23 protein-coding genes and 1 pseudogene are annotated in these 24,251 nt (G+C 71.6%); 11 read left to right on the top strand and 13 right to left on the bottom strand.

Annotated features, from left to right (window positions below; all coding sequences use genetic code 11):
* The first annotated feature begins 8 nt into the window (after nucleotides 1-8).
* Nucleotides 9-509: a GNAT family N-acetyltransferase gene (locus ACNQOV_RS07640; RefSeq protein WP_022906261.1), complete on the top strand. Its 501-nt coding sequence runs from the start codon at nucleotides 9-11 to the stop codon at nucleotides 507-509.
* A 255-nt stretch (nucleotides 510-764) separates the two neighbouring features.
* On the opposite strand, the gene ACNQOV_RS07635 is transcribed toward ACNQOV_RS07640, so the two are convergent.
* Nucleotides 765-1,769: a general stress protein gene (locus ACNQOV_RS07635; RefSeq protein ID WP_416394020.1), complete on the bottom strand. Its 1,005-nt coding sequence runs from the start codon at nucleotides 1,767-1,769 to the stop codon at nucleotides 765-767.
* A 104-nt stretch (nucleotides 1,770-1,873) separates the two neighbouring features.
* Here ACNQOV_RS07635 and ACNQOV_RS07630 point away from each other — a divergent pair, with 104 nt between their 5' ends.
* The 5 genes from ACNQOV_RS07630 to ACNQOV_RS07610 all read left to right on the top strand — a co-directional run bounded on the left by ACNQOV_RS07630 (nucleotide 1,874) and on the right by ACNQOV_RS07610 (nucleotide 7,234).
* Complete coding sequence (locus tag ACNQOV_RS07630) at nucleotides 1,874-3,193, top strand: magnesium transporter MgtE N-terminal domain-containing protein (protein WP_402264478.1); 1,320 nt, start codon at nucleotides 1,874-1,876, stop codon at nucleotides 3,191-3,193.
* 52 nt (nucleotides 3,194-3,245) lie between these two features.
* The gene (locus ACNQOV_RS07625) at nucleotides 3,246-3,743 is read left to right on the top strand and encodes a DUF1003 domain-containing protein (protein WP_042723632.1); all 498 of its coding nucleotides are present in this window, start codon (nucleotides 3,246-3,248) and stop codon (nucleotides 3,741-3,743) included.
* Nucleotides 3,736-4,896, top strand: coding sequence for an Mrp/NBP35 family ATP-binding protein (locus ACNQOV_RS07620; protein ID WP_416394019.1), 1,161 nt, complete (start codon nucleotides 3,736-3,738; stop codon nucleotides 4,894-4,896). The genes ACNQOV_RS07625 and ACNQOV_RS07620 overlap by 8 nt, the downstream gene beginning before the upstream one ends.
* A 10-nt stretch (nucleotides 4,897-4,906) precedes the next feature.
* Nucleotides 4,907-5,755 carry a class I SAM-dependent methyltransferase gene (locus ACNQOV_RS07615; protein ID WP_402264484.1) on the top strand — a complete coding sequence of 283 codons (849 nt, stop codon included), beginning with the start codon at nucleotides 4,907-4,909 and terminating at the stop codon, nucleotides 5,753-5,755.
* Nucleotides 5,756-5,893: 138 nt separating this feature from the next.
* On the top strand, nucleotides 5,894-7,234 hold the full coding sequence (locus tag ACNQOV_RS07610) for a carbohydrate-binding protein (protein WP_416394018.1): 1,341 nt from the start codon (nucleotides 5,894-5,896) through the stop codon (nucleotides 7,232-7,234).
* An 81-nt stretch (nucleotides 7,235-7,315) separates the two neighbouring features.
* Here the strand turns inward: ACNQOV_RS07610 and ACNQOV_RS07605 are convergent, their stop codons facing one another.
* Nucleotides 7,316-7,684, bottom strand: a complete 369-nt coding sequence (locus ACNQOV_RS07605) for a twin-arginine translocase TatA/TatE family subunit (RefSeq protein WP_022906173.1) — start codon at nucleotides 7,682-7,684, stop codon at nucleotides 7,316-7,318.
* A 64-nt stretch (nucleotides 7,685-7,748) separates the two neighbouring features.
* Between ACNQOV_RS07605 and ACNQOV_RS07600 the strand changes: the two genes are divergently transcribed.
* Nucleotides 7,749-8,381, top strand: a complete 633-nt coding sequence (locus ACNQOV_RS07600; RefSeq protein WP_022906172.1) for an O-methyltransferase — start codon at nucleotides 7,749-7,751, stop codon at nucleotides 8,379-8,381.
* Here the strand turns inward: ACNQOV_RS07600 and ACNQOV_RS07595 are convergent.
* The gene (locus tag ACNQOV_RS07595) at nucleotides 8,378-9,136 is read right to left on the bottom strand and encodes an AAA family ATPase (protein ID WP_416394017.1); all 759 of its coding nucleotides are present in this window, start codon (nucleotides 9,134-9,136) and stop codon (nucleotides 8,378-8,380) included. The genes ACNQOV_RS07600 and ACNQOV_RS07595 overlap by 4 nt on opposite strands.
* 123 nt (nucleotides 9,137-9,259) lie before the next feature.
* Nucleotides 9,260-9,430 (bottom strand): DUF3117 domain-containing protein, encoded by a 171-nt coding sequence (locus ACNQOV_RS07590; protein ID WP_017887054.1) that lies wholly within the window; start codon nucleotides 9,428-9,430, stop codon nucleotides 9,260-9,262.
* A 127-nt stretch (nucleotides 9,431-9,557) separates the two neighbouring features.
* On the opposite strand from ACNQOV_RS07590, the gene ACNQOV_RS07585 reads away from it, so the two are divergent.
* Entirely contained in the window at nucleotides 9,558-10,706 is a 1,149-nt protein-coding gene (locus tag ACNQOV_RS07585; protein ID WP_416394016.1) for an AI-2E family transporter, read from the top strand.
* On the opposite strand, the gene ACNQOV_RS07580 is transcribed toward ACNQOV_RS07585, so the two are convergent.
* Together ACNQOV_RS07580 and dapE are read right to left on the bottom strand one after the other, a co-directional pair.
* The gene (locus ACNQOV_RS07580) at nucleotides 10,685-11,929 is read right to left on the bottom strand and encodes a hypothetical protein (RefSeq protein ID WP_416394015.1); all 1,245 of its coding nucleotides are present in this window, start codon (nucleotides 11,927-11,929) and stop codon (nucleotides 10,685-10,687) included. The two genes, ACNQOV_RS07585 and ACNQOV_RS07580, sit on opposite strands and share 22 nt — an antisense overlap.
* Nucleotides 11,914-12,996: a succinyl-diaminopimelate desuccinylase gene (gene dapE / locus ACNQOV_RS07575; protein ID WP_022908297.1), complete on the bottom strand. Its 1,083-nt coding sequence runs from the start codon at nucleotides 12,994-12,996 to the stop codon at nucleotides 11,914-11,916. Before dapE ends, ACNQOV_RS07580 begins: the two co-directional genes overlap by 16 nt.
* Before the next feature lie 171 nt (nucleotides 12,997-13,167).
* Between dapE and dapD the strand changes: the two genes are divergently transcribed.
* The gene (gene dapD, locus ACNQOV_RS07570; RefSeq protein WP_416394014.1) at nucleotides 13,168-14,136 is read left to right on the top strand and encodes a 2,3,4,5-tetrahydropyridine-2,6-dicarboxylate N-succinyltransferase; all 969 of its coding nucleotides are present in this window, start codon (nucleotides 13,168-13,170) and stop codon (nucleotides 14,134-14,136) included.
* A gap of 13 nt (nucleotides 14,137-14,149) precedes the next feature.
* Nucleotides 14,150-14,815 (top strand): annotated as a pseudogene (locus tag ACNQOV_RS07565) (alpha/beta hydrolase); the annotation flags it as partial.
* A gap of 264 nt (nucleotides 14,816-15,079) precedes the next feature.
* Here ACNQOV_RS07565 and ACNQOV_RS07560 read toward each other — a convergent pair.
* From ACNQOV_RS07560 to typA, 7 genes are all read right to left on the bottom strand, one after another.
* Nucleotides 15,080-16,378 carry a citrate synthase gene (locus ACNQOV_RS07560; protein ID WP_402265684.1) on the bottom strand — a complete coding sequence of 433 codons (1,299 nt, stop codon included), beginning with the start codon at nucleotides 16,376-16,378 and terminating at the stop codon, nucleotides 15,080-15,082.
* 151 nt (nucleotides 16,379-16,529) lie between these two features.
* On the bottom strand, nucleotides 16,530-17,648 hold the full coding sequence (gene dapC / locus ACNQOV_RS07555; protein WP_416394013.1) for a succinyldiaminopimelate transaminase: 1,119 nt from the start codon (nucleotides 17,646-17,648) through the stop codon (nucleotides 16,530-16,532).
* A 14-nt stretch (nucleotides 17,649-17,662) separates the two neighbouring features.
* On the bottom strand, nucleotides 17,663-17,980 hold the full coding sequence (gene fdxA, locus ACNQOV_RS07550) for a ferredoxin (protein ID WP_022908292.1): 318 nt from the start codon (nucleotides 17,978-17,980) through the stop codon (nucleotides 17,663-17,665).
* A gap of 201 nt (nucleotides 17,981-18,181) precedes the next feature.
* Complete coding sequence (locus tag ACNQOV_RS07545; protein ID WP_416394012.1) at nucleotides 18,182-19,378, bottom strand: PIG-L family deacetylase; 1,197 nt, start codon at nucleotides 19,376-19,378, stop codon at nucleotides 18,182-18,184.
* A gap of 25 nt (nucleotides 19,379-19,403) precedes the next feature.
* Entirely contained in the window at nucleotides 19,404-19,946 is a 543-nt protein-coding gene (locus ACNQOV_RS07540) for a hypothetical protein (protein ID WP_416394011.1), read from the bottom strand.
* Between the two features lie 113 nt (nucleotides 19,947-20,059).
* Complete coding sequence (locus tag ACNQOV_RS07535) at nucleotides 20,060-21,253, bottom strand: amidohydrolase (RefSeq protein WP_416394009.1); 1,194 nt, start codon at nucleotides 21,251-21,253, stop codon at nucleotides 20,060-20,062.
* Nucleotides 21,254-21,397: 144 nt separating this feature from the next.
* Entirely contained in the window at nucleotides 21,398-23,320 is a 1,923-nt protein-coding gene (typA, locus tag ACNQOV_RS07530) for a translational GTPase TypA (protein ID WP_402264515.1), read from the bottom strand.
* A 138-nt stretch (nucleotides 23,321-23,458) separates the two neighbouring features.
* Between typA and ACNQOV_RS07525 the strand changes: the two genes are divergently transcribed.
* The gene (locus tag ACNQOV_RS07525) at nucleotides 23,459-24,208 is read left to right on the top strand and encodes a CPBP family intramembrane glutamic endopeptidase (protein WP_402264518.1); all 750 of its coding nucleotides are present in this window, start codon (nucleotides 23,459-23,461) and stop codon (nucleotides 24,206-24,208) included.
* Nucleotides 24,209-24,251 lie beyond the last annotated feature (43 nt).

Genomic DNA, 24,251 nt, shown 5'->3' with positions numbered 1-24,251 from the left:
CTGAGCGTGTGACGACTCCCGAGGTCTCCCCCAGCATCCCGTCGGACCCCGTCGACGGCGCGTTCTCGATCGACGTCGAGCACTTCGACTCGCCGGACGCCCAGCGACTCCGAGCTGCCCAGCGGCTGGAGATCGACCGCGCCTACGGCGGCGACACCGAACCGGGCGAGAAGCCGACGGCCGACTCGATCGCGGTCTTCTTCCTCGCCCGCGACGACGACGGCACGCCGCTCGGATGCGGCGGGCTGCGGATCGTGCAGGACGGCATCACCGAGATCAAGCGCATGTACGTCCGGCCCGAGTCCCGCGGAGCGGGCGTGGCGACGGGGCTGCTGCGCCGACTCGAGGACGCCGCGCTCGACCTCGGTTCACCGGCGCTCGTGCTGGAGACCGGCAACGAGCAGAAGCGGGCGATCGGGTTCTACGAGCGCGAGGGGTTCACACGCATCGCGAACTTCGGGCCGTACGTCGGGGTCCCCACCTCGATCTGCTACTCGAAGGTCCTGTAGTCCGCCGCACCACGGACTGCGTCCCGCCGAGCGGGCGAAATCCGTCCCGCTCGGCGTTCGGACGCGACGTACTCCGCCCGCCGGGCGTCGTGCCTGCGGCGTGTTCTGCCCGCTCGGCGCCGCGCCCAGGTGGCCCGGGTAACGGCAACCGGCCCCGGACGCGCCGACGGCCGCTCCCCGCGACGGGGAGCGGCCGTTCGTGCGACCTCGGCGGGCGTGAGCGGCGAGCCGTGCGACCGGAGCGGCCGCGAGGCCTCAGCGGGACTCGTCGTCCTTCGACCCGGACTCGGGAGCACTCGGCGGCGGCGTGGCCCCGGTGACCCGTTCCCCGTAGCGCGGCGGCTCGTCGGCACGCGGCTGTGCAGCGGGCGTGGGCTCGGCCGGGGCAGGGGCGGTCGCGGGGGTCTCGCCGTAGCGCGGCCCCTCGTTCGTCCCGTAGCGCGGCGCACCCGCCTGCGTGCCGGAGGCCGACGTGCCGGACTGCTGCGCGCCTCCCGGCTGCTGGTGCGGTGTGGCGTGCCCACCGTACGGCGATCCCTGCTGACCGCCTCCGTACGGCGATCCCTGCTGGCCGCCACCGTAGGGCGATCCCTGCTGACCGGCGCCCGGCCCGCCCGCCGGACCACCGGCCGGAGGACCCGGCCGCCACGGCTGCTGCCCGTGGAGCCCCGGACCACCGGCGCCCGGACCGCCAGTGCCCGGACCACCGGCGCCCGGACCACTCTGCGGGCCCGGGGCACCCGGGGTCCCGGGGTTCCAGTGGGTGGCCGGCGCGATCCCGGCCTCGCCGAGGATGCGGCGGGCCTGCCCGGTCAGCTGCGGGGCGACGACGATCTGGTAGTTCGTGGCGAGCACCTGGTGCACGCTCGTGAAGTCGCGCTGGCGCTTCGTGATCGCGAAGGAGACGATGCCGTAGAGCATGCCGAACGCCGCGCCGATGATGGCCGCGGCGAGGATGAGTCCCCCGGCGCTCGGCGAGAAGAGCGTCAGCACGATGCCGAAGAAGATGCCGAGCCAGAGACCGGACAGCGCGCCGGCGATCGCCGCACGGCCGTACGTCATCTTGCCGGTGACCCGCTCGACGGTCTTGAGGTCGTTGCCGACGATCGAGAGCTGGTTGACCGGGAAGTCGGCCTCGGCGAGCTTCGCCACCACGCGCTGGGCGTCGGGGTAGCTGTCGTAGGTGCCGAGGACGTCGCCCTTGGGCAGCGTCGGGAAGGCCTGGGCGGTGCGGCCGCCGAACGGGCTCTGATTGCTCACACAGCCATCATTCACCGCACACCTTGCAATCGCACGTGCACTCTCAGGGAAGCCGCCGACCGCCGCGGCGGTTCCGCTCGGACGTACCGACTACGCTGGGTCGGGTGAGCGCCACGAAGGTCTTCGTCGCCCGTCTCGCCGGGTGCTCCGTCTTCGACCCCGCCGGCGATCGCGTGGGTCGCGTCCGGGACGTCCTGGTCGTGTACCGCCGAGCCGACCCTCCGCACGTCGTCGGCCTGATCGTCGAGGTCCCCGGCAAGCGCCGGATCTTCGTCAGCATCGGCCGCATCACCTCGATCGGCGCCGGGCAGGTCATCACGACCGGCCTCGTGAACATGCGCCGCTTCGAACAGCGCGGCGGCGAGGTCCGGGTCATCGCGGAGATGCTCGGTCGCAAGGTCCTCATCAAGAAGGAGCGCACGCGCGCCACCATCGAGGACGTCGCGATCGAGGACCGCGGGCAGGGCGAGTGGGAGGTCTCGCAGCTCTTCCTCCGGAAGCCCAAGACCACGCCGTCCCCGTTCGGCAAGGGCCCCACGACGTTCGCGACCTGGAACGAGGTCACCGAGGACGAGCTCCCCGGCGAGGCCCAGTCGGCCGAGCACGTCATCGCCGCCTACTCCGACCTGCTGCCGGCGGACCTGGCGTCCACGCTGCTCGACCTCCCCGCCGAGCGTCGGTTCGAGGTCGCCGAGGAACTCCCCGACGACCGGCTCGCCGACGTGCTCGAGGAGATGCCCGACCAGGAGCGCATCGAGATCCTCACCCGGCTCGAGGACTCCCGGGCCGCCGACGTCCTCGACCACATGCAGCCCGACGACGCGGCCGACGTCCTCGCGCAGTTCTCCGACGAACGCAGTGAAGCGCTCCTCCAGCTCATGGAGCCGGAGGAGGCGCAGGACGTCCGCATGCTCCTCGAGTACGAGCCGGACACCGCCGGTGGGCTCATGACGACCGAGCCGGTGATCGTCTCGGCGGACGCCACCGTCGCCGAGGGCCTCGCACTCGTCCGCCGTCACGAGCTCGCGCCGGTGCTCGGTGCCGCCGTCTGCGTGACGCTGCCGCCGTACGAACCCCCGACCGGGCGGTTCCTCGGGCTCGTGCACTTCCAGCGGATGCTCCGGTACCCGCCGAACGAGCGGCTCGGCACCCTGATCGACCAGCAGACCGACCCGGTCCGCGTGGACGCGAGTGCGGCCGAGGTCACCCGCATCATGGCGACCTACAACCTGCTGTCCGTGCCCGTGGTCGACGACGCCCACCGACTCGTCGGGGTGGTGACGATCGACGATGTCCTCGACCACGTCCTGCCGGACGACTGGCGAAGTCAGGGCGAGGGGGAACCCTCACCGCTTCCACGCCAACGCCCACGCAGGACGCCCGTGACGACGGGAAGGAGGACCACCCGTGGCCCGAACGGATGACAACCGCCGCGATCGCGAGCGGACCGATGCTCGACTCGACTCACCCAAGGGCATGCGCACCCGCGTCCTGCCGACCCGACGCCGCGGCCGTGGTGACACCTTCGGTCGCGCGACCGAGGGCATCGCGCGTGCGATGGGCACGCCGTGGTTCCTCGTCGGCCTCACCCTGTTCTGTGTCGTGTGGATGGGCTACAACACGCTCGCACCACGGGCGTGGCAGTTCGACTCCGCGGCGATCGGCTTCACGGCCCTGACCCTCGTGCTGTCCCTGCAGGCGTCCTACGCGGCGCCGCTCATCCTGCTCGCCCAGAACCGGCAGGACGACCGCGACCGGGTGCAGTTCGAGCAGGACCGGCAGCGCGCCGAGCGGAACCTCGCCGACACCGAGTACCTCGCCCGCGAGGTCGTGGCACTCCGCCTGGCGATGCGGGACATGGCGTCGAAGGACTTCATCCGCGCCGAGATCCGCTCCCTGCTCGAGGAACTCGACCGGCGCGACGCCGAGGACGCCGGTTTCGCCGACGAACCCGGCACGACGGCTCGTGGCTGACGCCGCCAGGACCGACGAGCAGCTGGGCACCGCGGTCCTCGCCGCGCTCGGCCGCGTCGTCGACCCGGAGATCCGCCGGCCCGTCACGGAGCTCGACATGATCCGTGGTGTCGACGTGCAGCCAGGAGGCGCGGTGCGCGTCGACCTGCAGCTCACGATCGTCGGGTGCCCGGCCGCCGACACCATCGAGCGCGACGTGCGTGCGGCCGCCGGTTCCGTGGACGGTGTCTCCAGCGTGGCGGTCGACGTGTCCGTGATGGCCTCGGCGACCCGCGCCGCGCTCACCGAACGCCTCCGCGCGGGGAGACCCCGGGGCGTGCAGTTCACCCCGGACTCGCTCACCCGGGTGATCGCGGTCACGAGCGGCAAGGGCGGCGTCGGCAAGTCGACGGTCACCGTGAACCTCGCGGCGGCCCTCGCGGCCCGCGGGCAGCGCGTGGGGATCGTCGACGTCGACGTGCACGGGTTCAGCGTGCCCGGGCTGATGGGCCTCACCGACGAGCACGGCGTCGCACCCCGGCCGACACGGGTGGACAGCATGATCCTCCCGCCGGTCGCCCACGACGTGAAGGTCGTCTCGATCGGCATGTTCGTCGACGACGTCTCGACCGCGGTGTCGTGGCGCGGCCCGATGCTGCACCGGACCGTCTCGCAGTTCCTCACCGACGTGTACTTCGGCGACCTCGACGTACTCCTGCTCGACCTGCCGCCCGGCACCGGGGACGTGGCGATCTCGGTCGGCCAGCTCCTCCCCCACGCCGAGGTCCTCGTCGTCACCACGCCCCAGGCGGCCGCGGCGGACGTCGCCGAGCGGAGCGGTACGGTCGCCCGGCAGACCGGGCAGCGGGTGATCGGCGTGGTCGAGAACATGGCGGGTCTCGTGCAGCCGGACGGCCAGGTGCTGCACCTCTTCGGCGAGGGTGGTGGCGAGGAGACCGCGCGACGGCTCTCCCGCGGCCAGGACGCCCCGGTGCCGGTCCTCGGCAGCGTGCCGCTGTCGGTGCCGCTCCGCGAGGGCGGGGACGCCGGGGTGCCCGTCGTGCTCGGCGTCCCAGAAGACCCGGCGGCGCTGGCGCTGGCGGAGATCGCGGACCGCATCGGCACCATGGGGCGCGGGCTGTCGGGTCGGAAGCTCGGTCTGACGCTGTCGTAGGGTCGAGTGCATGAGCACTGATCACGTCAGCGTCGACTGGGAGCAGGCCCGCGACACCAACCGCGCGAACTGGGACGACCGGGTGCCCATCCACGAGGGCGCCTACGAGATCGACGCCCTGACCGACCCGGACCACCGCTCGACCGTCGTCCGCGACGATCTGCCCGCACTGCGACCGTGGCTGCCGGACGGCTCCCTCGCCGGCCTCGACCTCTGCCACCTGCAGTGCCACATCGGCACGGACACGGTCTCGCTCGCACGCGAGGGTGCGCGGGTCACCGGCGTCGACTTCTCCCCCGCGGCGCTCGCCTCGGCCGCCGGGCTGTCGACACGGCTCGGACTCGACGTCACCTGGGTCGAGACGGACGTCCTCGACGCCCGAGCTGCGGTGGTCGGCGACTTCGACGTCGTCTACACGAGCATCGGCACGATCTGCTGGCTCGACGACCTGGACCGCTGGGCCGCCCAGGTGGCGGCGCTCCTGCGGCCGGGCGGCGTGTTCTTCATCCGCGACGGCCACCCCGCCCTGTACGCGCTCGACGAGGACGCCGACGGGCTCGTCACCCGCTACCGGTACTTCGCGGACGGCTCGGCACAGCAGTGGGACGACGCCGGCACCTACGCCGGCGAGGGCACGGTGGCGAACACCCGGACGTACGAGTGGCCGCACCCGCTGTCCGAGATCGTGAACGCCATGCTCGGTGCCGGGCTCCGACTCCGACGACTCGACGAAGGCCGCACCCTGCCGTGGCGGTTCAGCCCGCGCATGGTCGACACCGGCGACGGCTCGTGGGCGTGGCCCGGCGAGGACCGGGACCGGCTCCCCACGACGTTCACGATCGTCGCCACCAGGGACTGAGCGGGTGGACCACAGCCGAACAGTCCGGAGACCGCTCGGCTGTACGTCCTTTCATGGACAGGTCGTTCCACCGCGGAGCATTATGCAGGGGTATTCCACAATGCTCCTGCGGAATCTCGGTCTGCAGGAGCTCCACCCGTGTCCGGCAACGACGCCGGCCGAGGACAGGAGAACCGTGTGAACAGCAAGACCAGGCTCAGGATCGGACTCGTCGCGGCGATCGCGGCGGCACTCGCGGGCGGCTCCGTCGCCGCGGGTCCCGCCATGGCCGCCACCGCGGCGTGCGCGACCGCGTGGAACGCCGGCACCGCCTACACCGGCGGGGTGACGGCGAGCGAGAACGGCACGAACTACACCGCGAACTGGTGGACGCAGGGCGACGACCCGGCGACCCACTCCGGGGCGACGGGGAGCGGCCAGCCGTGGACCTCGACCGGCGCGTGCAGCGGCACGGGCACCGGCGGGGGCACGGGTGGCGGCGGGACCGGCACGGGCGGGGGTACCGGCGGGGGCACGGGCGGATCGGGCGGGACGGCGAAGGGCCTGGTCTTCAGCCCCTACAAGGACGTCACCGTGAACCTCGACTGGAACACCAACGTGATGAACACCGCGGTCACCGGATCACGGATCCCCGTCGTCGGGTCGTCGAACAGTCTCGTGTCCACCCGTGAGCCCGGGCTCGGGGCGATCACCCTCGCCTTCGCGACCGGCACCTGCGGCAGCGAGAACTGGGGCGGGGTCGCCGCGGACGCCTTCGCGAGCGCCAACATCCCGAAGCTCGACGCCGCCGGGGTGAACTACATCGTGAGCACCGGCGGCGCGGCGGGGTCGTTCAAGTGCTCCGGTACGGCGCTGCAGAGCTTCATCGCGCGGTACGCGACCCCGCACATGATCGGCGTCGACTTCGACATCGAGAGCGGGCAGTCCGCCGCCGACGTGCAGAACCTCGTGAACGCCGCGGCGCTCGCGCAGTCGAAGTACCCGGGGATGCGGTTCTCGTTCACCCTCGCGACCCTGGCTGCCAGCGACGGCAGCTTCGGCGGCCTGAACAGCACCGGTGACGCGACGGTCAAGGCCATCAAGGCGTCGAGCCTGACGAACTACACCGTCAACCTCATGACGATGGACTTCGGCCGCGCGACGACCGCGAACTGCGTCCTCTCCGGGTCGACCTGCGAGATGGGCAAGTCCTCGATCCAGGCCGTCACGAACCTCGAGCACACCTACGGCATCGCGCCGTCGAAGATCGAGGTCACCCCGATGATCGGTGTGAACGACGCCTCGGACGAGGTGTTCACCCTCGCCGACGTCGACACGCTGACCGCCTACGCGAAGGCGAACGGTCTCGCAGGCATCCACTTCTGGTCGCTCGACCGGGACACCCCGTGCTCCTCCACGACGGCGATGTCGACCTGCAGCTCGGTGCCGAGCGCACCGGCGCTCGCCTGGACGGACCGGTTCCTGGCCGACCTGCGGTAGCCGCGGCCATCTGACGGACAGGAGGCGCGGTGCCGGCTGGCCCCGCGCCTCCTGGCCGTCACACGGTCACGTGATCCGGCGTCAGGTCGCCTCGGCGTCGAACGGTGCTGCCTCGCCGACGGCGAGCGGCACCACGGGTGCCGTCGCACGAACCTTGGAGGCGGTCACCTGCGCCGTCTGCACGGCGGCCACGCTGCTGCCGGAGTCGAGCAGCGCGTCACGGATGATGCGTCGCGGGTCGTACTGCCGGGGGTCCAGCTTCTGCCAGTCGACCTCGTCGAACTCCGGGCCCATCTCCTCGCGCATCCGGTCCTTCGCGGTGTCGGCGAAGCGGCGGACGGCCTTGACGAACTCGGCGAGCTTCTGTGCGTACTGCGGCAGCCGCTGCGGACCGAGCAGGAGGACGCCGATGATCCCGATCACCAGGAACTTCTCGAAGCCGTCGAACACGGTACGAGCGTAACCCGTCCGCACCGCGCAGCACCCGTAGAGTTGTCACCCGAACGGAGTGTGCGTGTCAGAGAAAGAGTCGAACTGGAAGTTCGCCGAGGACATCGTCTCGGAGTCCGAGGTGATCGCCCGAGCGCGGGAGCACTCCCTCGAACTCGGGGTCGAGGCGATCTCCCCCGCCATCGGCGCACAGATCGGGGTCGTCGCGGCCGCCTCGCGCGCCACGAGCATGATCGAGATCGGGACCGGACTCGGGGTGTCCGGGCTGTACCTGCTCGGGGGCGCACCGTCCGCCACGCTCACCACGATCGACGTCGAGGTCGACCACCAGCAGTACGCCCGTGACGCGTTCATCGCCGCCGGCACCGCACCCGCACGCATCCGGCTCATCCCGGGTCGCGCGAACCAGGTGCTGCCGCGCATGAACGAGGCGTCCTACGACGTCGTCCTCGTCGACGCCGACCCGGAGCACGTCATCGAGTACGTCGAGCACGGCCTGCGGCTGGCGCGACTCGGCGGGACCGTCCTCGTGCCGCACGCCCTGTGGCGCGGCCGCGTCGCCGATCCCGTGAAGCGGGACCGGGCGACCACCGACTTCCGCCTGCTGCTCACCGAGGTCTCGACGTCGGGTGCGGTCATCAGCGCACTGTCGCCGGCCGGCGACGGGCTGCTGCAGATGACGAAGGTCTCCGCCTAGTCGGTGTCGTCTCGGCCGGGGTCGTCGTTCCCGAGGTGGCGCAGGTAGCGCTCCGGGGACTCGAGGAACGACCGTTGGTGCCGGACCAGGTCGAGGTCGGCCCACTCGGTCCGTCGGAGCCCCCACTCGCCGACCTCGTGGATCGTCGCACCGGGGAAGGCCGCGAGCACCGGTGAGTGCGTCGACATGAGCACCTGTCCGACACCGCTCTCGACGATGGACTGCAGCAGGCCGATCAGCGCCAGGCAGCCGGAGAACGACAGCGCGGACTCGGGCTCGTCGAGGATCCACAGGCCGGGCCACCGCGCGCGGTCGATCACGAAGTCGAGGAACGACTCGCCGTGGCTGCGCTCGTGGAAGACCGGTTCGGGTCGGGCGTGGTTCGGGTGCTCCTCGAGGTAGGTGAAGAAGCCGTGCATGGTCTCCGCCCGCAGGAAGAACCCGCCGCGCGGGGCCCCGAAGTCGCGTCGGATGGCGATGTGCTCGCACAGGTCGGACTCGGACGGACGGGTCGAGTGCCGTGCCCCCGTGCCGCCGCCCTCGGGTCCCATGCCGAACTGCAGCGCGATGGCCTCGACGATGGTGGACTTGCCGACACCGTTCTCGCCGACGAAGACCGTGACCGGGTCGAGGTCGAGCCCCTCGTCGAGGAGCTGCCGGACCGGGGCGAGCGTGGCGGGCCAGACGTCGCGTGGCATCGGGTGCGGGTCGCGGAACTCCTCGACGCGACGGATCGGCAGGTGGGTCCTCGGCACGCCGCCATCTTGCCCTGCCGCGCCGACATCCGCCCTGTGCGGGGTAGACGCGCGCGGTGCGGGGACGGACGGAGGGCCCGGAGCGTACGCGCTCCGGGCCCTCCGTTCTGGTGCGTCGACGTACTAGGCCGAGACGACCTCGGCGAGTGCGTCGTGGAGTTCCTTGGCCTCGGCATCGTTGACCGAGACGACCAGGCGGCCTCCACCTTCGAGCGGAACCCGCACGATGATGAGTCGACCCTCCTTAACAGCCTCCATCGGCCCGTCACCGGTCCTCGGCTTCATGGCTGCCATCAGATGTCCCCTTTCGTGCAGTACATGCACCCCCATTATCTCGTATCGATGGGGGAACTGCGAAACCGCCCAGGTTGGGGGCCGCGGATCGCGACGTTCTCGCGGTTCCGAGTGATCACCTTGGCGTGTGCCGTACATCCGCTCCAAGCGCCGTCAACCGCTCGACCCCGCCGTCGAGGCCGTCCCAGCGGGCATGCGCGTCGCCGGGGCCTTCTCGTGGCGACTGATCGTCGTCGTCGGGGCCCTCGCCGTCGTCGTGGCCCTGGTCATCCTGCTGCAGGACATCGTGGTGCCGTTCCTCATCGGTCTCATCGTGTGCGCCCTGCTCGCGCCGTTCTCGCGGTTCCTGCAGCGACACCGGTGGCCGAAGTGGCTGGCGGTGCTGTCCTGCTTCCTCGCGGTGGTGATCGTCATCGGCGTGCTCGCCCTCGTCGTCACCGCGCAGATCCGGTACGACCTGCCGATGCTCGAGCACCGCCTCGACCACAACGTCCAGTCGCTGCAGTCCCTGCTCGCCACCGAGCCGTTCGGGATCACCGCCTCGCAGGTGACGAAGTGGCTGTCCGACGGGACGAAGTTCCTGCAGTCGCACGCGTCGTCGATCGCCTCGGGCGCGGCGGAGGCGGGGAGCGGGCTCGTGCACGTGCTCGAGGGCCTCTTCATCGTGGTGTTCACGACGATCTTCGTGCTCGTCGACGGGCCGCGGATCTGGTCGTGGGTGGTGCGGCTCTTCCCCCGCCGGGCCCGCGGTCGGATCGACGTCGCCGGACAGGCCGGGTGGAAGACCCTGACGAGCTTCATCCGGGTCCAGCTCGTCGTCGCGGTCACGGACGCGCTCGGCATCGTGATCGGCGCCCTCGCGCTGCAGGTGCCGCTCGCGATCCCGATCGGCGTCATCGTGTTCTTCGGCGCGTTCGTCCCGGTCGTCGGCGCCATCGTCGCCGGGGTCGTGGCGGTCGTCATCGCCCTCGTGTTCAACGGCTGGGTCCCGGCGTTGATCATGCTCGGCATCGTGATCGCCGTCCAGCAGCTCGAGAGCCACGTCCTGCACCCGTTCCTCACCGGGTCGGCGGTCCGCGTGCACCCGCTCGGCGTCGTGCTCGGCGTCACCGCGGGCACGACCATCGCCGGCGTCGTCGGGGCGTTCTTCGCGGTGCCGTTCATCGCCACCGCGAACGCGATGATCCACGCTGCGGCGTCAGCGGACCCCGAGGCGGTGGAACGCGGCGCCGAGGAGCGCGAGGTCGACGTCGATCACGGCGGGGTCCAGTCGTAGCCGTCGATCCACCAGCAGAAGTACATCCACACCCACTGCAGCGCGATGCACACGACCACGACCGCCACCCGGTAGACCCGCGACCGGGGCAGCGCCACGATCCCGAGCAGCGGAGCGATCGGCAGCAGGATGCGCCAGGTGCTCGACTGCGGGAAGAACACCGCCAGCAGGTACACGAGGTAGGCCACGCCCCACAGGCGCAGCTCCAGCCCGATCCGCCTGGCAGCCGGCAGGGCGACGAACACCGCGAACCCGGCGACCACCACGGCGAGCAGGACCCCGCCGGCCGGCTGCCCGAACCACCACCCGAAGCCCTGCACCCAGGGTGCGAACGGGACGAGTTCCTTCCACCCGATGTAGGACGACCGCCAGGCCAGCTCGGTGTCGGTGTACGCCCGCGGCACCCCGGTGACCGCCCAGGCGATCGCCGGCCACGCCAGGCCGACGAGCCCGGACACCATGGCGACCACGGCGGGCGGTACGAGCTGGCGCACCGTGAGCGGTGCGGACGCCCGGACCCACGCCGGCCGGACCGCCCAGGCCACGAGGAACAGCGCGATCAGCAGCGCGAACGCGAGCCCGGTCGGCCGGGTCATGCCGAGCAGCAGCACGACCGGCAGCATCGACCACCAGCGGCGGTCCACCATGAGCAGCAGGGCGACGAGGAGCAGGAACAGGCCCATCGACTCGGCGTAGGCCACCTGGAACATCGCGGAGACGGGGGCGACGGCGAACAGCACCGTCGCGAAGGTCGCCCGCGCCGGGTCGAGGAACCGCCCCATCAGCCGTCGGAACACCAGTGCCGCGCCCCAGCCGAACAGCAGCGACACCGACACCGCGACGAACTCGAAGGACGCGCCCGTGAGGGCCATCAGACCACGGACGAGGAACGGGTAGGCGGGCATGAACGCCCACGCGTTCTCGGTCACGTGCCCGGCGGTGTCCACCGGCAGCGTCGACGGGTACCCGGACGCAGCGATCACCCGGTACCAGGCACCGTCCCAGATCGACGAGAACGACAGCAGGCCCGGGTGCTGCACGGTGAACGAGTTCGCGGCCTGCACACTCGCGAACGCAGAGAGCATCACGCCCGTCACGATCCGCGCGAGCACGTAGACGACCGTGATCCGCACCCACCACGGCACCACCCGGTAGCGGGCGTTCCACCGGGCGCGGGCAGGGCTCAGCCGGGTCGACCCGGCCGTCGTCAGGCCGTCAGCCACCGACGCAGACCGTGCTCGACCGAGGTGATCTGGTCGACGGGGACCTGCTCGTCGTCGTGGTGGGCCCAGACCGGCTCGCCGGGGCCGTAGTTGACCGCGGGGACGCCGAGCGCCGAGAACCGGGCGACGTCGGTCCAGCCGTACTTCGGCCGGGGTGCCGGACCCCCGACGGCCGCGACGAAGTCCTGCGCCAGCGGAGCGTCGAGCCCCGGCCGGGCCCCGGCCGCGAGGTCGACGATCTGCACGTCGTAGCCGTCGAACAGCTCACGGACATGGGCGACGGCCTCGTCGGCGGTGCGCGACGGAGCGAAGCGGTAGTTGACGTGCACCATGACCTCGTCCGGGATGACGTTGCCGGCGATGCCGCCCGTGATGCCGACGGCGTTGAGCCCCTCGCGGTAGTCGAGCCCGTCGACCGTGACCGTGCGCGGCTCGTACGCGGCGAGGGTGGCGAGGATCGGTGCGGCCTTGTGGATCGCGTTGTCGCCGATCCAGCTCCGGGCACTGTGCGACCGCTTGCCGAAGGCACGGACCTCGGCGCGGAGGTTGCCGTTGCAGCCGCCCTCGATCTGCGCGCCGGAGGGCTCGCCGAGGATCGCGAAGTCCCCCGCGAGGAGCTCGGGTCGGGTCCGGGCCAGGCGACCGAGCCCGTTCAGGGCGTCGCTGACCTCTTCGTGGTCGTAGAACACCCACGTGACGTCGACGTTCGGTTCGGCGAGGTCGTACGCGAGCTTGAGCTGCACCGCGCACCCGGCCTTCATGTCGACCGTGCCGCGGCCCCACAGGATCTCGGTCCCGTCGTCGGCGGTGCGGAACTCGGTCGGCAGGTTCGCGTTGAGCGGGACGGTGTCGATGTGCCCCGCGATGACGACCCGGCGATCGCGGCCGAGGTTCGTGCGCGCCACGATCGCGTCGCCGTCTCGGATCACCTCGAGGTGGGGCAGTGGCGCCAGGGCGGCCTCGATCGCGTCGGCGAGCGGTCCCTCGTTGCCGGACACCGACTCGATGTCGCAGATGGCACGGGTGATGTCGATGGACGAGGCGGTGAGGTCGAGCGGCTCCGGCATGCGGGAAGCCTACCGGCCGACCCTTGCAGGGGCCGTCGAGGTGACCACCTGTGGACGGTTCGTGCTCTGTCCACAGGTGCCGCGCCTCCAGGCCGGGAGGCGCGGTGCGCGTCCGTCGGACCCGTCCGGACGGACGGGTGGTCGCCACCGACCGCTGGGTACCCTGGTGCGGTGACCGACACGACCGCTGCCACCGACCGCCCGACCCACGCCTGGGGCCACGGCCTCGCGACGATCGCCGCCGACGGCACGACGCTCGACACCTGGTACCCCGAGACCCACCTCGGCGCACTCCCCGCCGACGCCACGTTCCCCGCCGAGCTGCGGGCGCACGTCGGCGACGACCCGCGCCGTGCCGTCACGATCGAGGCGGTCACGACCGAGGTCACGATCGACGCGGCCCCCGCCAGCACGCCCGACGCCTACCTGCGCCTGCACCTGCTCAGCCACCTGCACGTCCGTCCGAACGAGGTCAACCTCGACGGCGTCTTCGCGCACCTGCCGATCGTCGCCTGGACGAACGCCGGCCCCGTGCACCCCGACGACCTGACGCGGCTGCGCCCCGGCCTGCAGCGCGCCGGGATCGCCGTGCACGCCATCGACAAGTTCCCCCGGCTGGTCGACTACGTCGTGCCCGACCGCGTGCGCATCGGCGACGCCAACCGGGTCCGTCTGGGCGCGCACCTCGCCCCCGGCACCACGGTCATGCACGAGGGCTTCGTGAACTTCAACGCCGGCACGCTCGGCGACGCCATGATCGAGGGGCGCGTCTCCCAGGGCGTCGTCGTCGGCCACGGCACGGACATCGGCGGCGGCGCGTCCATCATGGGCACGCTGTCCGGCGGCGGCACCCACCGTGTGTCCCTCGGCGAGCGGGCGCTGCTCGGGGCGAACGCCGGGCTCGGCATCTCGCTCGGCGACGACTCCGTGATCGAGGCGGGCCTGTACGTGACGGCCGGCACGAAGGTCGTGCTCGTCGGCGCGGCACCGAACCCCGACGGGACGCCCCGGACGGTCAAGGCCGCCGAGCTCTCGGGCACGCCGAACATCCTGTTCCGCCGCAACTCGCTGACCGGCGCGGTCGAGGCCCTGCAGCGGCAGGGGCAGGGCATCCAGCTCAACACCGCGCTGCACGCCTAGCCGGTCGTCGGCCGTGGGGGTGGTCGAGGGGCCGCACGGCCCGGTGCCGGTCCGCCGGTACGCGGCTCGTACGGAGGCCGCTCGGGGCACGACGCTCGTGTGGCTGCACGGCGGCGGGTTCTTCCGCGGTGACCTCGACCTGCCGGAGGCGCACGCGGTCGCCGGTGCCCTCGCCGACCGCGGACTCGACGTCGTCACGGTCGACTACCGTCTCGCTCCCCTGCCCGGGTTCCCGTTCGTCGGACGACGCGGCGCCCGCGGTCGACGACACCACCCGGTACCGAACGACGACGTCCGCGCCGTCCTCGCCGAGGTGCGTGCGGCGGCCGACGGCCCGGTGTTCCTCGGTGGCGCGAGCGCCGGCGCGTGCCTCGCCGCGGCGGTCACCCTGGCGCTGCCGGAGGATCGGCGTCCGGACGGCCTCGTCCTCGCGTACGGGTTCTTCCACGCCAGGACGCCCCGTGACCCGGCGGTGCTGCGGTCGGTGCGCGGGCACCGCCGCATGACCCACCACCCGGTGCTGCTCGACCTGGCGAACCGGAACCACGTCGGACGCGCGGGCGACGGCGACACCGCGTTCCCCGGCGGGACGGACCCGTCGGGCATGCCGCGCACGCTCATGGTGGACGCCGAGCACGACACGATGCGGGCGTCGGGCGACCGGTTCGCCGCCGAGCTCCGGGCCGCCGGCGTCGACGTCGAATGGCGCGTGCTCGGTGCAGCACGGCACGCGTTCCTCAACCGACCGGGGTCGCCGGACTCGGACCGGGCGCTCGACCTCGTCTCGGCGTGGGCAGCGCGTCGCCGGCGCCTGAGCGGCGTGGGCGGGCACGCGGTGGAGCCAGCCGTCCCGGTGACCGTCTCGCAGAACCACGAAAGCGACATCGAACCAGCCGACGAGACTGGTTCGACGTCGCTTCCGTGGTTCGAAGCGCGCGCGGCGTCAGCGCGCCGGGAGGTCCCGCTCGGCGTGCCCCACGTAGAGCTGCTGCGGGCGCCCGATCTTGTTCAGCGGGTCGTTGTTCAGCTCGCGCCACTGCGCGATCCACCCCGGCAGACGCCCGATGGCGAACAGCACCGTGAACATCCGCGGCGGGAAGCCCATCGCCTTGTAGATGATGCCGGTGTAGAAGTCGACGTTCGGGTAGAGCTTGCGGCTGACGAAGTACTCGTCCTCGAGCGCGATGCCCTCGAGCTCCATGGCGATGTCGAGCAGGTCGTCCTGCACGCCGAGTGCCTCGAGCACCTCGTGCGCGGACTCCTTCACGAGCTTCGCGCGTGGGTCGTAGTTCTTGTAGACGCGGTGCCCGAAGCCCATGAGCTTCACACCCCGCTCCTTGTTCTTCACCCGCTCGACGAAGCGGGTCACGGGCTCGCCCGAGTCCTTGATCTGCTGGAGCATCTCGAGGACGGCCTCGTTCGCGCCGCCGTGCAGGGGGCCGTACAGGGCGTTGATGCCGGCGGAGATCGAGGCGAACATGTTCGCCTTCGTCGAGCCGACCAGCCGGACCGTGGCCGTCGAGGCGTTCTGCTCGTGGTCCTCGTGCAGGATGAGGAGCCGCTCGAGGGCCTTCGACAGGACCGGGTTCGGCTGGTAGGTCTCGGCCATGGTGCCGAAGTTGAGGCGCAGGAAGTTGTCGACGAACGACAGCGAGTTGTCCGGGTACAGGAACGCCTGCCCGATGGACTTCTTGTGCGCGTACGCGGCGATCACCGGCAGCTTCGCGAGGAGCCGGACGGTCTGGAGCTCGACCTTCTCGGGGTCGTCGACGTCCATGTCGTCCTCGTAGTACGTCGACAGGGCGCTGACGGCGCTCGAGAGGACCGACATCGGGTGCGCCGAGTGCGGCAGGGCGTCGAACAGGCGACGGAGGTCCTCGTGCAGCAGCGTGTGCCGACGGATGCGGGCGTCGAAGGACGCGAGCTCGGACTCGGTCGGGAGCTCGCCGTAGATGAGGAGCCAGGCCACCTCGAGGAAGGTCAGGTTCGACGCGACCTGGTCGATCGGGTAGCCGCGGTACCGCAGGATTCCCTGGTCGCCGTCGATGTAGGTGATGGCGCTCTTCGTCGACCCGGTGTTCACGAACCCGTAGTCGAGCGTGTTCATCCCGGTCTGCTTCTTGAACGTCGAGATGTCGATGGCGGACGCACCGTCGACGCTCGGCAGGATCGGGAACTCCGCCGTGCCACCCGGGTACGTCAGCGTCGCGGTCGCCGTGGCCTGCTCGGCGGCGGGACTCACGGGGACGGGCGTGGTGGGCGGTGTGGCCGTCTTCTGAGCGTCATTGGCAGTGTCAGTCACGATGACAGCCTAATCGCGCCCACTGTCGGTCGTGCACACATCGAGCCTCAGGACTTGGTGGGAACCACGGATTGCGCGGAGCGCGAAAGGCTCAGACGGATGCCAGACGCCGCGAGCTCGCCAGTCGCTGCGCGGCTGCGGCGATGCGTTCGTCGGTGGCGGTGAGGGCCACGCGGACGTGCTCCGCGCCCGCCGATCCGTAGAACGTGCCCGGTGCGACGAGGATCCCGCGCTCGGCCAGCCAGGCGACGGTGTCGAGTGCGGGTTCGCCCCGGGTCGCCCAGAGGTAGAGACCCGCATCGCTGTGGTCGATCCGGAAGCCGGCGCCTTCGAGTGCCCGTCGGAGCATGTTCCGTCGGGCGCGGTACAGCGCCTTCTGCGCCTGCACGTGGGTCTCGTCGGCGAGGGCGACGATCATCGCTTCCTGCACCGGGAGCGGCGGCATCATGCCGGTGTGCTTGCGGACCGCGAGCACCTCGGCGAGGACCCGCGCGTCGCCCGCGACGAAGGCCGCCCGGTACCCGGCGAGGTTCGACTGCTTCGACAGCGAGTAGACGCTGAGCACGCCGTCGACGGAGTCCCCCACCACCCGGGGGTCGAGGATCGTCGGCGTGGGGGCGGCGTCGTACGGCGGCTCCCACCCGAGTTCGGCGTAGCACTCGTCGCCGACGATGACCGCGCCGAGTTCCCGCGCCCGCTCGACCGCGGCACGCAGCTCGTCGATCGACAGGACGCGGCCGTCCGGGTTGCCCGGCGAGTTCAGCCAGACGAGCTTCGTGGTGGACGGCCACGCCGCCGGGTCGTCCGAGGCGAGGGCGTCCGCGCCGACCAGGGCCGCACCGAGCTCGTACGTCGGGTACGCCGCGGCCGGGAACACGACCGTGTCACCGCGGCCGATGCCGAGCCAGAGCGCGAGCCCGGCGATGAACTCCTTCGAGCCGATCGTCGGCAGCACCTGGTCGGGCGTCAGCGTGACGCCCTGCCGACGGCCGTACCAGTCGGCGATCGCCTCGCGCAGGGCCGGCGTGCCGGCGACCTGCGGGTAGGCGTGCGCGTCGGTCGCCTCCGCGAGCGCCGTGCGGACGACGGCGGGGGTCGGGTCGACGGGCGAGCCGACGCTGAGGTCGACGATGCCGCCCTCGACCGCCGCTGCCTGCTGCTTGAACGGGACGAGCTGGTCCCAGGGGAAGTCGGGGAGGTCGAGCGCCACGGTCCGGCTCCGGGTCAGCCGCGGGGCGGCTCGGCCATGACGACCGGGTGGTCCTTGTGGATCACGCCGACCTTCGCGGCACCGCCGGGGGAACCGACCTCTTCGAAGAACTCGACGTTGGCCTTGTAGTAGTCGGCCCACTCCTCGGGGAGGTCGTCCTCGTAGTAGATCGCCTCGACCGGGCAGACCGGCTCGCACGCACCGCAGTCGACGCACTCGTCGGGGTGGATGTACAGGGACCGGTCACCCTCGTAGATGCAGTCGACCGGGCATTCGTCGATGCAGGCGCGGTCCTTGACGTCGACACAGGGCTGGGCGATCACGTACGTCACGGTTGGGGTGCTCCCTTCGGACTGAGCAGATCGAGTCTACCCGCGCGGCCCGGCCGCACCTGACCGCCGGACCGCGAGGTCCGCACTCCGCCGGACGGCGAGGTCCGCACTCCGCCGGACGGCGAGGTCCGCACTCCGCCGGACCGCAGGACCGGTCCACACCGCGCCGGACCGTCAGGACCGCATCACCGCGCCGGGCCGTCAGGACCGGTCCGCACCGCCGGACCGTGCGGCGGCCGCCCGGATCCCGGACAGGTCCGGCCAGGCGAGCACGAGCGCGGTGACGGCCGCCGGACCGAACGTCCACACGTAGCCGGCGACGTTCGCGAGCACGAGCGGGGAGCTCTGCCCGGCCACCGACGTCAGGACCTGCGTCGCGGCGATGATCCCGATGCCGACCGCGGCGACCATCGCCCGCGACCGGTACAGCAGCCGGATGCCGACCGTCAGCCCGACCACGATGAGCGAGGTGAGCACGGTCCCGACCGGGAACCCCCCGAGGGCCTGCTGGTGCGTGACGGTGCCGAGTCCCCCGGCGACGAGTCCGAGGACGAGGGCGACCACGACCGCGGTGACCTTGCCCTGCCGCGAGAACTCGGCGAAGGTCTGCGGCGCCTCGGGGACCTGGTCGACGTCGTGCCGGAACGCCTCGGTCGCCCGGGCGTGCTGCCGTTCGCCGTGCGGCATCACCCACGACAGCGCGGTGGGGTCACGGGGATCGACGGGGTCGACGGTCACCTGGGAGCGGTACTGCTCGACGGCCGCCCGGACCTTCGCCCGCACGGGGAGGACGTCCACGGTCAGGTCGGCCTGCCCGGAGTCGGGTTCGACGATCATCGAGAACGGGAGTTCCTCGGCGCGTGCGGCGTACCGCGCCGCGTGGTGGACGCGGACGTGGTCCGGGTGGCCGTAGCCACCGTCGTCGGCGTAGCTCACCACCGCGTCGGCGCCGGTGGAGCGGATCGCGGCGCGGATGTCGTCGACGACCTCACCGAGGTCGGCCGCGGTGAGCGAGTCGGCCGGGGCGTCCCCCGCGGCGACCGCGCGACCGTCGGGGCCCCACTGCATGCCGGAGTCGGTGTAGCGGCGCTCGGGCAGGTCCGTCGGCCGTGCACCGGGGCCGCCGAGCCAGAGGTGCGCGGGACCGCCGAGTGCGGCGAGGGCACCGGCGATCTCGGTCTCGCGGTGTGCGGCGACCCGGGGGCCGTCGCCGAAGAGCGGCCCGAGCTCGGGGGTCAGCATCTCCCCGCGCTCGCCCCGGGTCGCGGTGAGCACCGTCACCTCGGCGCCGAGCTCGAGCAGGGTGGCGATCGTCCCACCGGACGAGAGCGTCTCGTCGTCCGGGTGGGCGTGCACGAACAGGACGCGCTCGGGGCGGGTTGCAGGGGCCTTCGACATCGGGTCCAAGCGTACCCAGCGGCGACTAGCGGGGCGTCACGATGTAGGTCGCGGTCACACCGTCGTTGCCGTCCGAGAACGTCAGGACCACGCGGTAGGCGTCGCTCCGGAACATCCCGAAGGCGCTCGAGGAGTCCGCGCGCTTCGCCGACTCGGTGAACCCGGCGTCGGTGAGCTGCTGCGCCGCCGCCTGGAAGTCGTCGACGGAGCCCGCGCGGACCTGCGCGACCCAGCCGGAGCCGTTCGGGCCGGAGCCGCCGCCGAGCACGGTGCCGTCGACGAGCGGGACGTCCTCGGTCGGGAAGCCGTCCGGGACCTTGCCGTCCGAGGTCACGTTCGCGCCCTTCAGCGCGGTGTCCAGGGCGCCGTCGATGCCCCCGGCGACCGAGGCCATGCCGTCCTGGACGGCCTTGCCGTCGATGCCCTGCACGCCCTCGGCGACGCTCGACGCGACCGAGGAGCCGAGGTCGGTGGCCTGCTTGACGGCGTCGGACGAGCAGCCGGCCGGTCCGGCGAGGGCGATGCCGGCTGCGACGGCGGCGATCAGGGTGCGGGTCGGGGTGCGCATGCCCAGCACCCTAGGGGGCGAGCCGGGAGGCGCGGCGTGAGTCCCCTGGGAACGTCACGTGCGTGACGCGGGTCGCGCCGCGCCTCCTGGCCGGCCCGAGCGGGCCGCTCGCGTCAGGCGACGTACGCGCGCGTCGCCGCGACGAGGGCGTCGACACCCACCGGGATCGCCGTCTCGGCCTGCGGCGCGTAGAACGGCGAGTGGTTGCTCGGGATGTCCTCGCCGCGACGGAAGAGCTCCGGGTCGGTGATGCCGGTGAACCAGTACACGAGCGGGGCCCCCGCGGCCGTGGCGAGCTGCCCGACGTCCTCGGACGCCATCGCCAACCCGATCTCGAGGTCACGCGCGCCGGGGACCTCGGCGCGGATCGCGTCGAGCACGACCTGTGCGGCCTCGACGTCGTTCACGGTGACCTCGGCGCCGGGTGCGCGCACGATGGTCGGCTCCGGCAGTCCGCCGGCCTCGCTCTCGGCGCGGACGATGCGCTCGATCGAGGCGATGATCCGCTCACGGGTCTCCTCGTTGCGGGCACGCGTGGAGATCTCGATGACGGCCTGGTCGGGGATGATGTTCGCGCGGGTGCCGGCGTGGAAGCTGCCGACGGTGACGACGCCGGCGTCGCTCGGCGAGACCTCACGCGAGACCACGGTCTGCAGGCGCACGACGGCCGACGCCGCCGTGACGACCGGGTCGAGCGAGGCCTGCGGGGCGGAACCGTGCGCACCACGGCCGTTGAACGTGACGGTCAGCCGGTCGCTCGACGCCATCACGGGGCCGCTGCCGACGGCGACGATGCCGACCGGTGCCGGCGCCGAGTGCTGCCCGAGCACGACGTCCGGCTTCGGGAAGCGGTCGACGAGCCCGTCCTCGACCATCGCCCGGGCGCCGGAGATGACCTCTTCCGCGGGCTGGAAGACGCCGACGACCGTGCCGTGCCAGTCGCCGGTGGTCGCGGCGAGGCGTTCGAGGGTGCCGAGCAGCCACGTCACGTGGATGTCGTGGCCGCACGCGTGCATCGTCGGGACGTCGTTGCCGTCCTCGTCGGTGCCGTGGTGCTCACTGGCGTACGGCAGGCCGGTGCGCTCCTGGACCGGCAGTCCGTCCATGTCGGCGCGGAGCCAGACGACCGGCCCGTCGCCGTTCGACAGGACGCCGACGACACCGGTGGCGCCGATGCCCGTGGTGACCTCGATCCCGCCGATCGCCTCGAGCCGGTCGGCGACGATGCCCGCGGTGCGGTGCTCCTGGAAGCCGAGCTCGGGGTGTGCGTGGAGGTCCTGGTACAGCGAGAGGAGGTCGAGAGTCACGCGCACCACGCTACATCCGACGACGGCCCGGCCACCTCGGACGAGGTGACCGGGCCGTCGGACGCGAGTCGCGCCTCCTGGATGGACCGCTTACGCGTCCTGACGCTTCAGGCGGGCGTGGGCGCCCGCTCTGTTGCGACGGGCCTACGCGTCCTGACGCTTCAACCGGGCGTAGGCGCGCTGGCGAGCCTGCGCGTCGAGCTCGACCTTGCGGATGCGCACGGCGTCGGGGGTGACCTCGACGCACTCGTCCTCGCGCGCGAACTCCAGGCACTCCTCGAGGGAGAGCTGGCGCGACGGCGTCATCGACTCGAAGGAGTCGGCGTTCGCCGAACGCATGTTCGTGAGCTTCTTCTCCTTCGTGATGTTGACGTCCATGTCGTCGGCGCGCGAGTTCTCGCCGATGACCATGCCCTCGTAGACCTCTTCGGTGGGGTTGACGAAGAACGTCATCCGCTCCTGCAGGTTCGTGATCGCGAACGGCGTGACCACACCGGAGCGGTCGGACACGATCGAGCCGTTGACACGGGTCTGGATCGGGCCGGCCCACTCGGCGTAGCCGTGCGAGATCGCGTTGGCGATGCCGGTGCCGCGGGTCTCGGTGAGGAACGCGGTGCGGAAGCCGATCAGGCCACGCGACGGCACGATGAACTCCATGCGGATCCAGCCGGTGCCGTGGTTCGTCATGTTCTCCATGCGACCCTTGCGCGCGGCCATGAGCTGCGTGATCGCGCCGAGGTGCTCCTCCGGCGTGTCGATCGTCATGTGCTCGTACGGCTCCTGCAGCTTGCCGTCCTCGTCACGCTTGGTGACGACCTGCGGCTTGCCGACGGTGAGCTCGAAGCCCTCGCGACGCATCTGCTCGACGAGGATGGCCAGCGCGAGCTCGCCGCGACCCTGGACCTCCCACGCGTCGGGACGACCGATGTCGAGGACCTTGAGCGAGACGTTGCCGATGAGCTCGCGGTCGAGGCGGTCCTTCACCATGCGGGCGGTGAGCTTGTGGCCCTTGACCTTGCCGACCAGCGGCGACGTGTTCGTGCCGATCGTCATCGAGATCGCCGGGTCGTCGACCGTGATGGTCGGCAGCGGACGGACGTCCTCGGGGTCGGTCAGGGTCTCACCGATGGTGATGGTGTCGAAGCCGGCGACGGCGACGATGTCACCGGGGCCCGCGGACTCGGCCGGGTAGCGCTCGAGTGCCTTGGTGACGAGCAGCTCGGTGATGCGGGCGTTCACGACGCTGCCGTCGTGCTTGACCCACGCGACCGTCTGGCCCTTCTTCATGGTGCCGTGGAAGATGCGCAGGAGCGCGAGGCGGCCGAGGAACGGCGAGGCGTCGAGGTTCGTGACGTGCGCCTGCAGGGGGTGCTCGTCGTCGTACTTCGGGGCCGGGACGTGCTGCAGGATCGCCTCGAACAGGGGCTCGAGGTCGTCGTTGTCGGGCAGCGAGCCGTCCTCCGGCTTGTTGCGCGACGCGGCACCGGCGCGACCCGAGGCGTAGACCACCGGGACGTCGAGGATCGCGTCGAGGTCGAGGTCGTCGACCTCGTCCGACAGGTCGGAGGCGAGCCCGAGCAGGAGGTCCTGCGACTCGGACACGACCTCGTCGATGCGGGAGTCCGGGCGGTCCGTCTTGTTGACGAGCAGGATCACCGGGAGCTTCGCGGCGAGCGCCTTGCGGAGCACGAAGCGGGTCTGGGGCAGCGGGCCCTCTGATGCGTCGACGAGGAGCACGACGCCGTCGACCATGGAGAGGCCGCGCTCGACCTCGCCACCGAAGTCGGCGTGACCCGGGGTGTCGATGACGTTGATGGTGATGGGGCCGTCCGCGCCGAACTCGGTCGCGTGCTTGCCGTTGTAGAGCACCGACGTGTTCTTCGCGAGGATCGTGATGCCCTTCTCGCGCTCGAGGTCGTTCGAGTCCATCATGCGGTCTTCGCCCTCGAAGTGGGCGTCGAACGAGTTGGTCTGCGTGAGCATCGCGTCGACGAGGGTGGTCTTGCCGTGGTCGACGTGTGCCACGATGGCGACGTTGCGCAGGTCGGACCGGGTGGCGAGCGCCATACAGGACATCCTTTGGTGTTCGGAAGAAGATCGGGCGGCCGACGGTGGCACGCGCGCCGCGGTGGCACTGCCCGGAGGTGGGCAGAACGCCCGACACGCCAGTCTACCGGTAGTTCGCAACCGAGAGGAGTACCACCGATGAGCCGTCGGCGAACGTGGACCGAGATCACGATCGTGCTGCTGCTCTCGCTCGGCGGCAGCGCGCTCTACTCGGTGCTGCAGATCATCGACGACCTGTCGCAGACGACGCCGCTCGGCGAGCAGTCCACGGCGCTGAACACGTCGACCACGACCGTGCAGTACGTCGACCTCGCCCGGCAGCTCGTGGGCATCGCGGTCGACCTCGCCCCGGTCGCGCTCGTCTGCTACCTGCTCTGGAGCACGACCCGTCCGCACCTCGGCCGGCTCGGCATCGACCGGTTCCGGGTGCGCCCCGACCTCGGCGGCGCGGCGCTCATCGCCCTCGGGATCGGGATCCCCGGCCTGGCGCTCTACTTCACCGGGCGGGCGCTCGGCGTCACGGTGAACGTGGACCCGGCGGCGCTCGACTCGTACTGGTGGACGATCCCGGTCCTGCTGCTCTCGGCGATCCGCTCCGGGCTGCAGGAGGAGGTCATCGTCATCGGCTACCTCTACGAGCGGCTCGGCTCCGTCGGGTGGGGGCGCTGGCAGATCATCCTGTCCACGGCCGTCCTGCGCGGCAGCTACCACCTGTACCAGGGGTTCGGCGCGTTCGTCGGCAACGCCGTGATGGGCATCGTGTTCGGGTGGATCTACACCCGGTGGGGCCGGCTCCTCCCCCTCGTCATCACGCACTGCCTGCTCGACGCGGCCGTCTTCGTCGGCTACCCGTGGGTCGCGCACGCGTTCCCGCAGCTGTTCCGCTGACGCCACCGCGCGCGTCCCCGCCCGTTCCCACAGTGAACCCACA

The organism is Curtobacterium sp. LFS084, assembly GCF_047977705.1.
Classification (GTDB): Bacteria; Actinomycetota; Actinomycetes; order Actinomycetales; family Microbacteriaceae; genus Curtobacterium.
Note: the sequence above shows the minus strand (reverse complement) of the source record. Positions and strands in the feature narration are given on the sequence as shown.

Coding starts and splice junctions, on each gene's coding strand:
- ACNQOV_RS07625 (WP_042723632.1), top strand. CDS start 3,246: ATGCGCACCCGCGTCCTGCCGACCCGACGCCGCGGCCGTGGTGACACC.
- ACNQOV_RS07615 (WP_402264484.1), top strand. CDS start 4,907: ATGAGCACTGATCACGTCAGCGTCGACTGGGAGCAGGCCCGCGACACC.
- ACNQOV_RS07590 (WP_017887054.1), bottom strand. CDS start 9,430: ATGGCAGCCATGAAGCCGAGGACCGGTGACGGGCCGATGGAGGCTGTT.
- dapE (WP_022908297.1), bottom strand. CDS start 12,996: ATGCCGGAGCCGCTCGACCTCACCGCCTCGTCCATCGACATCACCCGT.
- ACNQOV_RS07545 (WP_416394012.1), bottom strand. CDS start 19,378: ATGTCGAAGGCCCCTGCAACCCGCCCCGAGCGCGTCCTGTTCGTGCAC.
- ACNQOV_RS07540 (WP_416394011.1), bottom strand. CDS start 19,946: ATGCGCACCCCGACCCGCACCCTGATCGCCGCCGTCGCAGCCGGCATC.
- typA (WP_402264515.1), bottom strand. CDS start 23,320: ATGGCGCTCGCCACCCGGTCCGACCTGCGCAACGTCGCCATCGTGGCA.
- ACNQOV_RS07525 (WP_402264518.1), top strand. CDS start 23,459: ATGAGCCGTCGGCGAACGTGGACCGAGATCACGATCGTGCTGCTGCTC.